This window comes from Cytobacillus spongiae, assembly GCF_021390075.1.
Window position 1 is genome coordinate 3,542,351 of record NZ_CP089997.1, and the last position, 16,058, is coordinate 3,558,408.

The following is a 16,058-nucleotide window of genomic DNA, read 5'->3' on the forward strand; positions in this document are numbered from 1 at the left end:
TGAATTCGATGAATTCACGCTTTTTCATTATTACATGCAGCAATATACGTAATTTGTAGTTTATTGATTGGATGAGGCTGAATCATCGTCTTTACTTTAAAGACATCCTCTAATAGCTTTTCAGTTACTATTTCTTCTGGCTTTCCAACGGCTACTACCTCTCCCTCTTCAAGTACGATTAGTTCATCGCAGGTTCTAGCAGCCAAATTAAGATCATGCAACGCAGCAACAACTGTTAAGTCAAAATTCTTCACAAGGTCAAGAAGTTGAATTTGATGATGTATATCTAGATGATTCGTTGGCTCGTCTAAGACTAAGATGCTCGGCTTTTGCGTAAGTGCACGTGCAATCAGAATTCTTTGTTTCTCTCCTCCAGAAAGCTCGTTAAAACGGCGTAATCGAAACGTATACATGCCTACTGCATCTAACGCTTCCTTTACAATTTCTCGATCTTCAACCGTATCTGGTTCAAAAAAACGTTTATGTGGAGACCGTCCCATCATTACGATTTCTTCAACTGTAAAGTCGTATGCTCCCTGATTTTCCTGTTTGAGTACAGCCATCTCTTTCGCAAGGTCTTTCGAGCGAATTTTCGTAACATCCTTTTCTTGAATGTATACAGCACCAGCTGATGGCTGGATCCCACGATAGATCGTTCGAAGCATCGTAGATTTCCCACTACCATTCGGACCAATCACTCCAACAAATGTTCCCTTCTTTACCTGTAATGAGATATCTTTTAAGATCTCCTTATCTTGAATCTTTACGTGCATTTGATTGATTTGAATGATCATTTATTCTCCACCCCCAAAGGAATAAGAGCCTCTTCTTAGCAGCCAGATAAAAAATGGACCGCCACAAATGGCTGTAATGATCCCTATTGGAAGCTCTTGCGGTTGGATAATTGTCCTTGCTAACACGTCACACCATAATAAGAAAATAGCACCTAATAGCATACTAATTGGTAGAACTCGTTTGTGGTCAGATCCCACAATCAACCGCACAATATGAGGGATCATCAGGCCGACAAATCCGATCGATCCACTAATCGACACAATTACCCCGGTCATAAGCGATGTCATCACAACAAGCCCTTTTCGAAACCTCTCTACATCTAATCCAAGTGTTCCAGCTACCTCATCGCCCATCAGTAGCATATTAAGCTGGCGACTATTCACTAATAGATATATAGCACCTATGATAATTCCAACAGTAGGAATCGTTAGATATTCCCATTTTGCACCTGATAGGTTTCCGAGCATCCAATGGAGCGCACTTTTGATTGATTCTTCTCGAGGAGCAGAGATGACAATAAAATTAGTGACAGCTGATAAAATCATTGATACTGCAATTCCTGCTAACAATAACCGAGTAGTTGATAACCTTCCACGTACCCTCGCCAATACAAAGACAAGAATTAACGAAACTAGCGAACCAACAAATGCAGCAACAGAAAGAGCAAACTGACCAAACACAGAGAACAATCCAAATAGAATAACTAAAGTGGCACCAACAGATGCTCCAGAGGAGACCCCTAAGATGTAGGGATCTGCTAAAGAGTTGCGAACAAGAGCTTGGATTGCCACCCCACATAATGACAACCCTGCTCCAACAATAACAGCAAGTAAGATTCTAGGAAAACGAAGGTCCCAGATTATATGATATTGGGCGACTGACCAGCTTTCTTCTATCCACTGCCCTATAAATGGGAGCTTAGATAAAGGAATCTTCCAAACAACTAGAGGATCAATTGCAACTGGTCCCGCTATAATCGCTAATGTAACAGATAAAAATAAAAGTACCGTTAATCCTAAAACTAACATTCGAAAAAAGATGCTACTTTTTCTCTCCATACGCCTAAATCCTACTCTTGAAATTTCTCTGGGTAAAATCCTTTTGCCAGCAATTCAACAGCCTCGTCATTTTGAATCCCTTCAAATACCGTTGAAAGGGGAAGAATAACAAAGTTTTCATTTTTCACAGCTGTCACATCAGCTAAAGCAGGATTAGAGAGCAGTTCTTTTATTTTGTCCTCTGTTGGTACTTCTGAATAGTCATTGATCACGATTACATCAGGGTTGCGGTCTACAAGCTCCTCCCAACTCACTTCAGCCCACGTTTTTTCAATTTCATCAAATACATTTTTTCCACCGGCTAACTCAATTAGATGTGTTTCTAGCGATTGAGCGGAAGTAAACAAAGCTTCTCCTCCCATATCCATAACTGCCACCTTTAAAGGCTGCTCTATTTTTCCAAGCTTTGCTTGCACACCTTCGATATTTGACTGCATATCTTTTATTAATTTTTCTGCCTTGTCTTCAATTGAGAATATTTCCCCTATATTTGTAATGTCCTCAAACACATCCTCTAATGTCGCCCCAGGTGTATACGTTCCTTTTGAAACCAACACATTAATTCCATATTCTTTTAAAGCATCTGGCGTTCCGATCGCTTTTTCCGTAAATGCGCTTTCACGTCCAAACATGAAATCTGGCTCATATTCAAGAATCGCCTCTAAAGCTGGGTAATTATGATCTGATTGAGATATCGTTGGGATTGCATCATATTCCGCCTGTAATTCAGGAACTACTATACTTTCATGACCCACCACTTTCGCTACAATCGCATCCTTTAAGCCTAACGCTAATAGTATTTCAGTTGTATGATCGTTCGTGCTTATAATTTTTTTAGGTGTTTCTTCGATTACAAACTCTCGATTATAATTTGTAATGGTCATTTGTTCTTCCACTTCCACTACTTTTTCTTCCTCTTTTGAACCCTCTGCACCTTCCTCACTTCCACAAGCAGCTAAAAGCAGCACACTACTTATCATCGTGATGGCGCTAAATTTTCTCCATATTTTATTCATGTCAAATACCTCCAAGATATCTATTCATCTTGGAAGTAGTATAAAACTAGTATGTGAAGTAACTGTGAAATTGCAAAAAGAAAGATAATTCCGTCAATTGTGCGATAATCCTTTCATAATTGGGTATATAGAATAAGACAGCTCCTTGAATAGATCACTGTAAAAATGTAAAAACTATGTCAGAAGGAGGTGTTCTCATTATGGCACAAGATGTATTATGCGAAGTAAGCAGCTGTGTATTTAACAAGCAAGGCGAAAGATGTGGGGCAAGTCAAATTTACGTGGTAAATAACCGCGCAAAGAATGCAGAGAATAGTGAAGAGACTGATTGTAAGACATTTGAACCAAAAGATCTATAGATTATCCTTAGGGGCAGCCCATGCCGGGGTTGTCTCTTTATTTATAGTATTGAGAATTATTTTCAATAATATTCATTCTTATTTCCAAAATATTATATTTTTCATTCTCTTTTCCCTACCTTCTTCAGCCCCATTGCCTCTTGTTTCTTCCACCACTACACTTTTTAAAAAAGGCTTTCTCTAAAAGATTGCTGCTTTGGCGTCTCATCGCCCACCAGGCGGCAAGCAAGTATCCCGAAGCGGAAAACTGCAAAACTGCCCTTGTTTCAAAGCAACAGTGTATTTGAAAAACAGTTAAAAAAAATTAACATGGACCATTAACATAGCCTATTTTTTAACGGACATAATATAGAGTGTAAAAGAAGACACTAAATTACGTATAACAACGTATCTTCCAACACTGATTCATATTAGGAGGTTTTGTGTTGATCCCTATTCAACCCACATGCTGGAGTGAGCATGAAGAATTAAAAACAGTAGTGGTTTGTTCCCCTGCACTACTAGATGTACCCGATTCGGAAACAGCTCAAGACATCCAATGGAGCAAGCCCTTTGAATATAAAAAAGCTAGAGAAAATTTTGATGAAATGGTTACAAAAATGAAGGATGTTGGAGTGGAGGTAATTGATTATTCAGATTATCTCCCGATGAAGGATAAAAAATTAAGTGACCAACTCATTCACCGAATTTTTGTACGTGACCTTGCTTGTACATTAGGACAAACTGTCATTCCAGGTGAACCAGGTATGTCCATGCGAAGACCCGAATATATGCATGCTCATTTTCTTTTTAACCGCTGGCTGACAGAAGGGACCTTTAAGATTGAAGCCAATAACAAGATTGATTCTTTAGAATGCGGGGATATCCTCGTACTTAATAAGAATGCTGTCATTATTAATACAGGACTTCGTACAAGTGTAAGCAGCATTGAACATATCAAGGACCACATATTTAGAGCGGGATTTTCCGAAATTGGTGTAATTAACCTTCCAAGAAGAGCCGATACGATGCATCTAGACATGAACTGTAATATAGTCGGTAACGATGTGATGTTAGCTAAAAGCTATCTACGCTACTTCCCAGTTCACGTACTAACAACAGGAGATGCCTCTTATCAGATGATGCATGAGTTTCTAGGTAGACATGGGGTTGAGGTCATTTTCACTAACCATATTAATCATACTGTGGCAGACATTAATTTCATTAGTTTGGACCCAGAAACATTGCTTATCAGTTCAGATGCAAATAAGAAACTATTTAAACATCACCCGAAACTACAGAATAAAAAGCTCATCGAGTGTGACTTAACAGAGCTCGAAAAAGGTGGCGGTGGGATCCGTTGTATGACCCTTCCCCTTGTTAGAGGATAAATGAAAATAATCAGATACTGGGACATAACTAAATGACTCCTTCTCAAAGATGAACAATGACTATTAATACAATTAGGTTGTAAAAACAAGTTCGTTCCACCTGCGCTGCAGACGCTCGCTTTCCGCGGGGAGGAAGCTAAGCCTCCTCGCTGCGCTGCTCTCAGCCTTTCCTCTATTTCCCTTAGTAGTCGAGTGTCTTCCGCTCCATTCCACTATTTTTTTAAAATTTGTTTCCGAACAAACAAAAATACCCGAACTAGTAAAAAGTTCGGATAGATCATTGACTAAAATACCTATGTCCCAGCCTCATAAATCAAAGCATGATATCTTGTGAAATCAGATAGCTTTCCAAAAGTTCTGCAGGCAATGGCTTGCTAAAATGATAGCCTTGGCCAATATTACAACCATTTTCCAATAAGAATGCTACTTGCTCTTCCTCTTCAATTCCCTCTGCAATAATTTGAAATTGGAGGTTTAAGCCCATATCAATAATTGCTTTTACAATAGAGCCTTGGTACGAATGATGAATGATATCATCCACAAATGACTTATCAATTTTGATATGATCTAGAGGCAAATATCGTAAGTTGCTTAAAGAAGAATACCCTGTGCCAAAGTCATCCATCGAAATGGTAACCCCTAGCTTCTTTAGCTCATTCAAGATTCTCGTCGACCTTTCAAAATCTTGCATAATACTTTCAGTAATTTCTAATTCAAGTAGGGTGGGATCAAAGTTTGTTTCCGCTAATATATGGCTTACATCGTCCACAAAATGATCATCTTGGATTTGCCTTACTGAAATATTAACAGCTATCGGTACTTTGCCAATCCCCTTCCGCTCCCATAGCTTACTTTGCTCACAAGCAGTCTTCATCACCCATTTACCAATTGGAACAATCAGACCAGTTTCTTCTGCTAATGGAATAAAGTCTTGAGGTGAAACGATTCCAAATGTAGGGTGTTCCCAACGGATTAGCGCCTCGACTCCCAATACATTTCTAGATGCTAAATGTATTTTCGGTTGATAGTGGAGAATCATTTGATTGAGTTCAATCGCCTTTCTTAAGCCATTCTCTAGTTCTATTTTGCGGGCAGATGCACGGTCCATTGAATCGTGATAGAATTGAAAATTATTTTTCCCACGATCCTTTGCCACATACATAGCTGAATCTGCGTGCTTTACTAAGCTCTCTTGATCAATCCCATCGATTGGGTACATACTAATTCCAATACTTGGTGTCACAAAGAATTCCTGTTCATCTACTTCAAATGATTGGGAGAATTTATCAATCACATTTCGAGCCTCTTGGATTACTTGCTCCTTGTCAACATTCTCTAATAGAATTAGAAATTCATCTCCCCCTTGCCTAAACACTTGCCCTCTTTTTCCTACTGCTCGACTTAACCGATTAGCAACCTTTACAAGAATTCGATCACCTACAGTGTGCCCTTTTGTATCATTAATTACTTTAAAGCGGTCAAGATCTATAAAAAAGATGGCAAACCCTTTGTTGCTTTCTTGTTGAATCGCTTCGTTTAATCGTTGCTTAAACATATTACGATTCGGTATCTTAGTAAGTGAGTCATAAAAAGCCATTTGGCGAATCATTTTTTCCGATTTCTTCCGCTCTGTTATATCTCTTCCCACTACTTGAAAGCCTTCTCTACCTTGATAAAGAATAGGCATTGCGGTTAGCTCCACATCAATTTTTCTTCCTTTTAGACCGTAAACGGTTATTTCAAAGCGCGTATTACGCATTTTATGGTTTATTTCTCTCTTTACAAAGGCCATGTCTCGCAAAGTTGTGAATTGCAAGACTTCTTTATCTACTAATTCATCTGGAGAATCAGCGTCTAACAGCTTGCTTCCCGCTTCATTGATATAACTAATTTTTTTGTCGATAATAACGGCTATAATATCTGGTGACATTTCTACCAAGCTTCGATATTGATCTTCACTTTCTTTTCTGTCAGACATATCAAATAATACGCTAGTAAAGTAGACCAACTGTCCCTTTGTATCTAATTCAGGAATCCCTCGATCCTTAATCCAGCGTACTTCCCCATTAGGGCGAATAATTCGGTATACACTCGTGCACGAATACCCGTTCAGAAGCTGTTCTTCCCGCTCTTTTAATACATATAGGTCATCTGGATGAATTACTTTTTTCCACAGGAGTGTGTCTTGATAAAACTCTTCAAGCCTGTGTCCATAAAGCCGTTCGATACCCGGTGTAATTAAAAGCTGATCTGTTCTTAGATCATGGGACCAAATAGCTACATCAATAGATTCAAAGATGTTATTTAATTTAATGTTACTATTCCTTAATTCAGTGGTTGTATATGAGTCCCCTTTAATGAGAATAGTCATTAAACTAAATGTGCTAATGATTAAGACGATATGCAACAATAACTCTATATTGTGATTGGAAAATAAAGTCGTCACTCCTAATATATCCAGAATTTCTATGAGGATGATAATGGCAAATATAAGAAGCAATGTACCTTTAACAACGAATTGTTTATCATTAAATAATTTCATCTATTCTTCACCCAATCAACGACCATATTTATAGGAAATAGAAATGTATTTCCTTAAAATTCCCTATCCACTCAATGTTTAAACTTACTATATTTCATTCGGAAAATAAAGTAAAAAATCAATCACTTTAGTTCTATCGTCATATAAATAAGCTTTTTGGCCCTTCAATTTGACTAGGTGAAGAAAATGATAATTATACTTGTTGAAATGATTGCGTAATATTAGTTACTCTTCCAGTCCTCCTCTACCATTTCACCATTAATCTTTGCCCCAATCTCATACCCTTCACTTGCTGCTTTAATGACCCCAGAAAAAGTGTTTTTCGCGTCTCCGATAATGTATAAACCTTTGACTTTGGTTTCGCCGATTTCACTCGTTACATATCCTCCCATCTCATCTTGGACGATTCCCATTTGTTGAGGTATGGTACTTGCTTGAACCTCTCCCGTGTTCAGTAAGAATCCACTTGTTCGTAAATAAGTTTTGCCAGTTTCTAAGACAATCTCCTCTAGCTTACCGTTCGTGGACTTTAATTCTGAAATGACCGTTTCGACTACTTGGATTTGACGGGCCTGGCATTCCGCTTTTTCCTCCATCGAAAGATTTGCAGGGCCATTTGTAAAGACAATTACATCTTTACTCCAATGGTAGATTAGCTTGACGTAATGCATTAACCATTCACCAGAGCCGATGATCGCAAGAGGTTCATCTTTACGTTCCCATCCATCACAATAAGGACATGGAAATACACTTGTTCCATATACTTCCCTCAACCCTTTTATCTTCGGTAGCTTCTCCTTCATTCCTGTTGAAAAAATAACACGCTTACTATGGAATAATTCCCCATCATTCGTAGTAAGGATAAACATATCATCCTGTTTGTCCACATGCTCTACTCGACTTTTTTGGTAAATTACATTCGGATACTTTTTTAACTGTTCAATAGAAATCCGCTTAAACTCTCTAGGGTCAATTCCATCTCGACTTAAAAATCCGTGAGAGGCATGTGTCACTCGATTTCTAGGTTTATTTTCATCAATAATCATTACTTTTCGCTTTGACCTCCCTAGAATCAGGCCTGCACTTAATCCAGCTGCACCTCCGCCCACAATTACACACTCAAATTGATTTTTATTCATACAATCCTACTCCTCTCTTTGCTATCACTTTTGTCGTAATCCCCTCAAAGGTCCCTTGCTCATGTCCGATAGGGATCGTCTTTAGACAATCTGCATGATCAAGTATTTGAAACCCTTTAGATAATAATTGGTTCGCAACCACTTGAGATGAGGGAAACTCATCGGGACTAGCCCATTTTGGAAGCGTGGCTTCATCCTTTGAAAATCCCAAATAGATGAACAGTCCACCAGTGTTTAATAACTCCTTATATTTATCGAATAGTTCGATACGTTTGTCTGTTGAGAAATGGAGATACGACATGATAATAAGGTCATATCTTTCTTCCGATTGATAACGAAAAACATCCTCTACATATGCTTGAATGGAAAGCTCTTGATTATCGGCAATTCTCTTTATCGTTGCCACTGCGGATGGAGCTTGATCGATACTTGTCACTTTCCAGCCTTTTGCTGCTAGCCAATAGCTATTCCCCCCCTCCCCTGCTCCTAAGTCGAGAGCTTTCCCTGTTCGGATGCCTTCTACTGCTTCTACAAGTGTTTCATCTGCCTCTGTCCACGGATTTAAATTATTATGATAATAATCCTCCCATGATTGACCATCATTCATTTCTGTTCATCCTCTCTTTTCAATTGGAATTTATCTTTCCTTTTCGATACTATTTAGTTAGAAATCAGCGCTTACTATGATCGTAAAGTGTGGACCAAGTCCACAGTCAACTCATTTACAAAATAAATTTAGGGGTTTAAACATATGAAAAGAAAAAAGAAGTATCGAATCGGTGAACTTAGCGAACGAATTGGCATTTCAAAAGATACCATTCGCCACTGGCAAAGGAAGGGGATTCTTCCTACACAAAAGGACGAGAATAATTACAATTCATTCGGCGAGGACGATTATTACCAATTGTTTCAGATCCACATCTATCGAGGCATGGGATTCAGTATTACTGACATTAAAGAAATGTTATTGGTGAAGGATTTTCAAAAGAGAAAAGCTTTCATTCAACATCGTATAAAGCAAATCAATCAAGAAATAGAGCAGCTTTCCTATCAAAGGCAAGCTTTAGAGGCTGCTACCCATATGAAGCCTAGTAGAGATTTAGAATTTAAGACAATCAGGAAAACCTTCAAACTTCAGCAGCTGGATATTAGCACCCCCTCTCAATTTTCTATTTTAGAAAACCGACAGGATCAATTAGTTTTTATTTCTCATATTCATGAAGGTGGAGATCATTCACATTCCATTTTTATCGAAGTGGAGGATCGAGCGGATTATATTTTTCCTGGGCAGACATTTGTTCATTTCACCTCTCCTAAACACCAATTAACAGATAAGGAGGATCAAGCTGCTCTTCAGAAATATGCCTTAAAGGAAAACTTAATTCTCTTGGGAGATATCATCGAAGTTCATGATTTGAAACAGCTTTTATACCATGAATATAACTATGTGGACTATTATGTAGCAGTCGATGAAAACAAAAATTGATTAATGAAATATTCTTTACCTATTGACTTTAACGCTTAAAAGCGTTTAAGATATGAAGTGTCAAGTGAATAACGAAATGCTTTGAAGGATTTGAAGTAGTGATTTCCTCCCTGTTAAAGAGAGCTGGTGTAGCTGTGAACCAGTACAAAGGAAATTCATGAATTACGTTTCTGGAGCTGCTTATTTCTCTCATGAAATAAGACGGTTGGTGTAACCGTTAAGAATAGAAGTGGTAAGTCGTAGCGCTTACAATCAGGGTGGTACCGCGAGTAAACTCGTCCCTGCTGAATTCATTTTCAGCAGGGATTTTTTTATTGTATGCGGACTTTGGAAAATACTTTTCGCTGCTATTCGTACGCTTCAATTCAATTTCATGAAGGTGTTTGAAAGAAGGGAACAAGACTTGCGCTTGATTCCCATGGGATATACGCCTTGGGCAAAGCATTTATCAATTACAATCAAAGGAGATTTTTGATATGAATGAATTTATTCCAGCTCACTTAAAACCTTTTGTTGCAAAGCAACATTATGATGCATATAGTCCGATTGATCATGCAGTGTGGCGCTATGTGATGAAGCAAAATCATCATTTCCTTGAAGATGTTGCTCATGAAGCCTTCACTACTGGGCTTAAATCCTCGGGGATAAATATCGACCGTATCCCTAAAGTAAGCGAAATGAACGAGAAATTAGGAAAAATCGGCTGGGGCGCGGTAATTGTTGATGGATTAATTCCTGGAACTGCCTTTTTTGATTTCCAAGCTCATGGAATACTACCAATTGCCACAGATATCCGCCAAAAATCGAATATTCTCTATACACCGGCTCCTGATATTTTACATGAAGCAGCTGGTCATGCTCCTATCTTATTTGACGAAACGTATTCAAAATTTGTTCAACTCATTGGGAATATAGGTGCAAATGCGTTTGCAACCAAAGAGGAGCATGAGGTGTTTGAAGCGACTAGACACCTATCGATCGTGATGGAAAATCCTGCATCAACAGATGAGGACATTCGAGAAGCAAAAGTGAATTTATCCAAAAAACAGGAAGCGGTCACAGGTCTTTCTGAAGCAGAACAAATATCACGTATTTTTTGGTGGACCGTAGAATTCGGACTAATTGGCGAACTTGATCAACCGAAAATTTACGGTGCTGGATTACTTTCGTCTGTTGGTGAGAGTAAACATTCTCTGTCAGATGAAGTGATGAAGCGCCCTTTCACCATCAAGGATGCAATCCATACTAGCTACGATGTCACTTCAATGCAAACTCAGCTTTTTGTATGTGAAAGCTTTGAGCAGCTTATTGAAGAAGTAAGTCAATTTGGTGAAACAATGGCCTTTCGAAAGGGAGGAACAGAAGCGATTGACAAAGCTATAGCATTTAATCAAGTTGCCCATGTTGAATACAATTCAGGCATTCAAATCACTGGACAATTTACGGATGTTGTAAAAGATGCTAACGGAGAAGCTATATATCTTAAAACTACTGGTCCAAGTGCGCTTTCTATTCAAAATGAACAATTACCAGGTCACGGAACGTCGACACATCCTGATGGCTTTGGGGCGCCAATTGGTAGATTAGTAGGAGGTTTGAAACTTGAAGAGCAAACAATGGAAGGTTTAAAGAATCTAGGTATTGATATCGATCAGAAGGCTGTGTTTACATTTGAAAGTGGTGTAACAGTTTCGGGATTGGTATCAGATATTTTATGTCATCAAGGAACACCTGTTGTGATGACATTTAAAGATGCTCTAGTAACATTTGAGGAGAACATATTATTCCATCCAGATTGGGGTACGTACGATCTTGTCGTTGGCAGCAAAATAATTTCAGCTCGTCCAATAGCAGCTGATCACGCTCAGTTCTACGGAGAAGAAGGCCGCTTTATGATTGATGACCAGCACCCAGTTAAGCCAGCACTTACTCCAATAGAGAGGCTTTATGGTGAGGTCCAGCTGTTTAGAGAAGAAGGATCTAGAAATCTTGCGCATCTACAATTAATGGTAGAGAAAGCCCTAGAGGAATACCCTGAAGAATGGTTGCTGCAGCTTGAACTATTGGAGATCCTTGAGAAAAATCCACTTGAAGAACCGCATTGCCAAGAGAAACTATTCAAGCACCTTACAAGCTTGAAAGAAATAAGTCCACAGGCAAGCTTAATTCAAAATGGCCTTGAGGTGGTCCTCGTTCAAAGAACTGCAGTGACCAATTAGGGATACATGTAGCTAAAAATCCGTTCCCTTTTTTCTGACTAGAGTGAATCCATTGAGAAATGTAAGCACCCTTACATTTCTCTCCACCTAATTTTGATATGATTAATAAAACATATCAAGTCATTGATTATGAATTTTTTTAAGAGGGTGAAGCGAATGCGATGGAAGGTCATTCTAATATCAGCTCTTTCATTGATGATGGTTGGAGTTGGGTATTACTTACTGTCTCCATTATGGACGACTACAGTCGTAAATGAAGAATTGCCTGTAAATACAACTGAAGACAATGAAAAGCAGCAGGTAGCACGTAACGAACATCAGGAAGAAACAGACAGCACTTCTAACGAGGCTCACCCAATAATCATTCGAACAGGTCAATTTGTAGGGGCTGATGAGCTTCATCAAGTATCTGGAACTGCCCAAATATATCAGATCGAAAAAGAAAATTGGCTCCGATTTGAAGAATTCACCGCGACAAACGGACCTGACCTCTTTGTCTATTTGGTAAAAGATGAACAAAACACAAAGGAAGGCATTAACCTTGGAAAGCTGAAAGGCAACGAAGGCTCACAAAACTATGTCATTCCGGACTCGATTAACCTAAATGAAGGAAGCTGGAAAGTCGTCATCTGGTGTAGAGCCTTTAACGTGGACTTCGGAGAAGCTATTTTCCGAAAAGCGTAAGCCCCCTGTTTAGCGCCGTATAAACTGGAGGACCTCTGCAATCTAGCTGCGGCTCCTTTATTCTTTATTCTGATAGGATATGGTTTTGTAAGACTCTTTTCTTTTCAAATGAAACTTAATGAACTAATATTATTTTAATATTGAACAAATAGGCCTAGTTTTTTCAGTTCATGAATAATCCTACCTATTAAAGGAGATCGAAAATGAGCCTTCAATTTGAGTTAGATCAAATTTCGAATGAGTTAGTAAAGGGAACACCTTTAGAAGCCATGCAAGCTATGGAACAGTCAATTAAAGAGGTTCAAGAGGAAGGGCTAGTTACTGGATTAACCGAGGGAGTTAAAGCAAAGGATTTTACTCTTGTGAACCACTTAGGAGAAACAATCCATCTGTATGAAGAGCTTGAAAAAGGTCCTGTCATATTAACGTTCTATCGTGGTTCGTGGTGCCCCTATTGCAATCGTCAGCTTAAAGCCTATCAGGAAATTATGCCTGACATCCAGGAGCTAGGTGCTCAGTTGTTTGCCATTAGTCCGCAAACTCCTGACCATTCTTTATCACTAACAGAGAAGCATGACTTAGCATTTCAGGTATTAAGTGATACAAGAGGGATTGTGTCTGCTAAATATAATATTTTATTTGAAGTACCTGATTACTTAAAGCATGCCTATAAAACGATGGGATTAGACCTCGAAGGCTATAATGGAAAAGACAACTCCATTCTTCCCGTTCCAGCTACATTTATGATTGACGAAACTGGTGAAATTCGCTTTAGTCACGTCAATCCTAACTATATGACTCGACTTGAACCAAGCGAACTTTTACGGGCCCTTCGAAAGCTATAAGTCGTTCAACACACAGTAAAAGCAGCCTATTGAATAAAGGCTGCTTTTGCTATAGCTTTTCTGCTATTTCTTTTAGAGTTGATATTGAGAAGCTTAACTCTTGGATAGATGCCATAATTTCTTGAACAGCAGGTGTTTGCTCAGAGCTAATCGTCTTATTTTTTTCAACAAGCTTCTTGACTTGATCGTTCGAGCTCTTAATCTCTGATAATACTGAATTAATTTCCTCTACTGCTGTTTTACTGCTGGTCCCTAATTTCTTTACCTCATTTGCCACAACAGCAAAGCTTCGTCCTTGTACCCCAACTCTTGCCGCTTCAATTTGGGCGTTTAATGAAAGAAGGTTCGTTTGCTCAGAAACCCCTTTAATAAACTTTAAAATTTGATCCGTCTTTTCATATTTTTCCGACGCTTCTAGCATCGTAGTCTCCAATGTGTCACTTATGGACTCTTGCTCAATTGAACCTCCTGAGATTGTGTTGACTCTAAGAAGAATATCCTGAATAATATCATTTAAACGATTCGAGATATCGAGCACCTGCTCTTCAATTTCTAACTCTTGTCCCAGTGCCACACCACCGATGACTTGATTATTTTCATCTTTTATTGCCGTATAAAAAGCTTTAAACGGGATTCCATAAAGGTCTGCAGGAACACGAACTTCTAAGCCTTTATCATACTTCATCACTTCAAGCATGGGATCATCTGATAGTAAAGGCTGATTATCATCAATCTTCAAGTTAATCAACTCATTGGGAAAATACTTTAACGTTTTTTCTCTATCTGTTATCCCAATCATAAACCCATTCTTTCTCATCTTTTGAATAAAAGGAGCTGAAACGATAATGCTTTGAAGTATTGGATGAATCTCACTCATATTGGCCTCCATAAACCATTTAGATATTTTACATGCACTTTTGTTAATCCTTGCCTTGATGCGTTGATTTTCAACCAACGTTATTAAAAAAACTTTTAAAATTCAATGGATCGATAATCAAAAGGATCAATTTTTTTAAGTGTAGCCAATTCCTTTTGTGAAGGGAGCTCTGTGTATTTAATTTCTTCATATTGGAGCTCAAATCCTGTATGTTCCTTCACTTCTTCTAATGAAGATGTGGGATGAATTCGATCTAACATTAATCTACCATTTCGAAATTCAAAAATGCAAAGAGGTGTGACAATCTTCCAAAGGTTTCCCCTTGTTGTAACAAAGTCTACTTTTTCAACAAATGTACGAACATCATGCTTCGTCCGCCAAATGATTGCCTTTTTCGCAGTAGGAATAAGCACCGCACTCCCTGCCCCTCCTGGAAGTCGAACTTTCGGCTTGTGATAGTCCCCAATTACTGATGCATTCACATTTCCATGAACATCGAACTGAATTCCACCTAAAAATGCGACATCCAGCTTCCCACGCATCGATAGGTCAAATACTTGCTCTAATGGGAAATAAGCTTCTGAACTTGCAAGTAGATCTGATCCTGCAGATGAGTAAGTCGCTTGACTAATGTTAGATGGGTTTACCCCACCTGGGATATTCAAATGAACGAGATCCGGAGCATGCGTATGTCTAGCAAGATTCATCGCAACCATAGGGAGGTGCGACGACACTCCATGAAAGACCGTTTCTTCATTCTGGAGTAGATTTGCTATAGCACATGTCATAATATCACTTACTCTATATTCCTTCATCTGCGCATGGCCATCCTTTCTCCAGCATAATCTAATTTCTCATAGCTTTTTAAGTAGGCATCTATTTCAGCTTGAGTTTTAGCCTGGATAAATTCTGTTAGCTTTTGGTCATCTACGTCATATTTTTTATAGCATGAACATGGGCTAGCACCCTTTGGCACCTGAACAATTTTGTCTACTAAAAAGCCTGGAATGTCAATGCTATCTGCATACAGCTTCATTCTACTCTCTGGTACAATCTGTTCAGTTGTCAAAATAACTTTTTTGGCTGCGCGACTAATTAAGATGTCCTCAAATTTCGGCCCAGCAATTTTCGCATTTCCCTTTGCATCACATTCTTGTACATGGATAACCGCTACATCGGGCATTAATGATTTTACTAGGGTAATAGGCTCCCCACTAAAAGGATCCTCCACCACAACAAAATAATCATTCTTCAGTAACAGGTCTCCTGCATTAAGTCCTTTTACAGGCATAAAAGGAACATTCATCGTCGCTCCTCTTAAGGCACAGATTACAGTATAACAAGCATGTTCATTTCCTTTCACTACACCAGATTGTACAGCTTTTCTGTAGTGAGTAGCTAACCCATACTTTGTTTCATAGCTTACAAAGCCTGCATCAACCGATTCGACACTACCTACCGCACACAATAAGTCGATATCATGAGCACCTGCTGTTTTCACAATCTTAAGCCCTGATATTCTTTGCCTCGCTAATTCCCTCACAAAAGCCATAGGTGCTCGATGAAGAACATTTCCCCCAAAGCTGATCATGCTCCCATTCTGAACAATAGAAGCAGCTTCTTTTAAATTTACGATTTTTTTCATTTCCGAAACCACCAATCTCATGT

The 16,058-nt window shown here is 38.7% G+C and carries 15 protein-coding genes and 1 other annotated feature; of the genes, 6 read left to right on the forward strand and 9 right to left on the reverse strand.

All coding sequences use genetic code 11. The features are described 5' to 3' along the window. Positions 1 to 14: 14 nt before the first annotated feature. Genes LS684_RS17950 through LS684_RS17960 form a run of 3 tightly spaced genes read right to left on the reverse strand, consistent with a single transcriptional unit; the run spans position 15 to position 2,869 of the window. Positions 15 to 794: an ABC transporter ATP-binding protein gene (locus tag LS684_RS17950; RefSeq protein WP_233808041.1), complete on the reverse strand. Its 780-nt coding sequence runs from the start codon at positions 792 to 794 to the stop codon at positions 15 to 17. Continuing rightward, positions 795 to 1,853 carry a FecCD family ABC transporter permease gene (locus LS684_RS17955; protein ID WP_233808042.1) on the reverse strand — a complete coding sequence of 353 codons (1,059 nt, stop codon included), beginning with the start codon at positions 1,851 to 1,853 and terminating at the stop codon, positions 795 to 797. A gap of 11 nt (positions 1,854 to 1,864) precedes the next feature. Continuing rightward, positions 1,865 to 2,869 (reverse strand): ABC transporter substrate-binding protein, encoded by a 1,005-nt coding sequence (locus tag LS684_RS17960; RefSeq protein ID WP_233808046.1) that lies wholly within the window; start codon positions 2,867 to 2,869, stop codon positions 1,865 to 1,867. 200 nt (positions 2,870 to 3,069) lie between these two features. Between LS684_RS17960 and LS684_RS17965 the strand changes: the two genes are divergently transcribed. Together LS684_RS17965 and LS684_RS17970 are read left to right on the forward strand one after the other, a co-directional pair. Then, positions 3,070 to 3,228 (forward strand): DUF1540 domain-containing protein, encoded by a 159-nt coding sequence (locus LS684_RS17965; protein ID WP_233808048.1) that lies wholly within the window; start codon positions 3,070 to 3,072, stop codon positions 3,226 to 3,228. A 422-nt stretch (positions 3,229 to 3,650) separates the two neighbouring features. Next, positions 3,651 to 4,598, forward strand: a complete 948-nt coding sequence (locus LS684_RS17970; RefSeq protein WP_233808056.1) for an arginine deiminase family protein — start codon at positions 3,651 to 3,653, stop codon at positions 4,596 to 4,598. A gap of 313 nt (positions 4,599 to 4,911) precedes the next feature. On the opposite strand, the gene LS684_RS17975 is transcribed toward LS684_RS17970, so the two are convergent. The 3 genes from LS684_RS17975 to LS684_RS17985 form a co-directional block, all read right to left on the reverse strand. Continuing rightward, entirely contained in the window at positions 4,912 to 7,140 is a 2,229-nt protein-coding gene (locus LS684_RS17975; RefSeq protein WP_233808058.1) for a bifunctional diguanylate cyclase/phosphodiesterase, read from the reverse strand. A gap of 221 nt (positions 7,141 to 7,361) precedes the next feature. After that, positions 7,362 to 8,279 (reverse strand): NAD(P)/FAD-dependent oxidoreductase, encoded by a 918-nt coding sequence (locus tag LS684_RS17980; RefSeq protein WP_233808060.1) that lies wholly within the window; start codon positions 8,277 to 8,279, stop codon positions 7,362 to 7,364. Next, the gene (locus LS684_RS17985) at positions 8,272 to 8,886 is read right to left on the reverse strand and encodes a methyltransferase domain-containing protein (protein ID WP_233808062.1); all 615 of its coding nucleotides are present in this window, start codon (positions 8,884 to 8,886) and stop codon (positions 8,272 to 8,274) included. The genes LS684_RS17980 and LS684_RS17985 overlap by 8 nt, the downstream gene beginning before the upstream one ends. A gap of 144 nt (positions 8,887 to 9,030) precedes the next feature. Between LS684_RS17985 and LS684_RS17990 the strand changes: the two genes are divergently transcribed. The 4 genes from LS684_RS17990 to LS684_RS18005 all read left to right on the forward strand — a co-directional run bounded on the left by LS684_RS17990 (position 9,031) and on the right by LS684_RS18005 (position 13,513). Continuing rightward, on the forward strand, positions 9,031 to 9,765 hold the full coding sequence (locus tag LS684_RS17990) for a MerR family transcriptional regulator (protein WP_233808063.1): 735 nt from the start codon (positions 9,031 to 9,033) through the stop codon (positions 9,763 to 9,765). A 72-nt stretch (positions 9,766 to 9,837) separates the two neighbouring features. Next, positions 9,838 to 10,051: a binding site (T-box leader), on the forward strand. A 190-nt stretch (positions 10,052 to 10,241) separates the two neighbouring features. Then, the gene (locus LS684_RS17995) at positions 10,242 to 11,984 is read left to right on the forward strand and encodes an aromatic amino acid hydroxylase (protein WP_233808064.1); all 1,743 of its coding nucleotides are present in this window, start codon (positions 10,242 to 10,244) and stop codon (positions 11,982 to 11,984) included. Positions 11,985 to 12,140: 156 nt separating this feature from the next. Further along, positions 12,141 to 12,668: a DM13 domain-containing protein gene (locus LS684_RS18000; RefSeq protein WP_233808065.1), complete on the forward strand. Its 528-nt coding sequence runs from the start codon at positions 12,141 to 12,143 to the stop codon at positions 12,666 to 12,668. Between the two features lie 203 nt (positions 12,669 to 12,871). Continuing rightward, positions 12,872 to 13,513: a peroxiredoxin-like family protein gene (locus tag LS684_RS18005; RefSeq protein ID WP_233808066.1), complete on the forward strand. Its 642-nt coding sequence runs from the start codon at positions 12,872 to 12,874 to the stop codon at positions 13,511 to 13,513. A 49-nt stretch (positions 13,514 to 13,562) separates the two neighbouring features. Here the strand turns inward: LS684_RS18005 and LS684_RS18010 are convergent, their stop codons facing one another. From LS684_RS18010 to LS684_RS18020, 3 genes are all read right to left on the reverse strand, one after another. Then, positions 13,563 to 14,390: a methyl-accepting chemotaxis protein gene (locus tag LS684_RS18010; RefSeq protein WP_233808067.1), complete on the reverse strand. Its 828-nt coding sequence runs from the start codon at positions 14,388 to 14,390 to the stop codon at positions 13,563 to 13,565. Positions 14,391 to 14,485: 95 nt separating this feature from the next. Beyond that, positions 14,486 to 15,205 carry a CoA-transferase subunit beta gene (locus tag LS684_RS18015; protein WP_233808068.1) on the reverse strand — a complete coding sequence of 240 codons (720 nt, stop codon included), beginning with the start codon at positions 15,203 to 15,205 and terminating at the stop codon, positions 14,486 to 14,488. Further along, complete coding sequence (locus LS684_RS18020) at positions 15,202 to 16,035, reverse strand: CoA transferase subunit A (RefSeq protein WP_233808069.1); 834 nt, start codon at positions 16,033 to 16,035, stop codon at positions 15,202 to 15,204. Before LS684_RS18020 ends, LS684_RS18015 begins: the two co-directional genes overlap by 4 nt. Positions 16,036 to 16,058 lie beyond the last annotated feature (23 nt).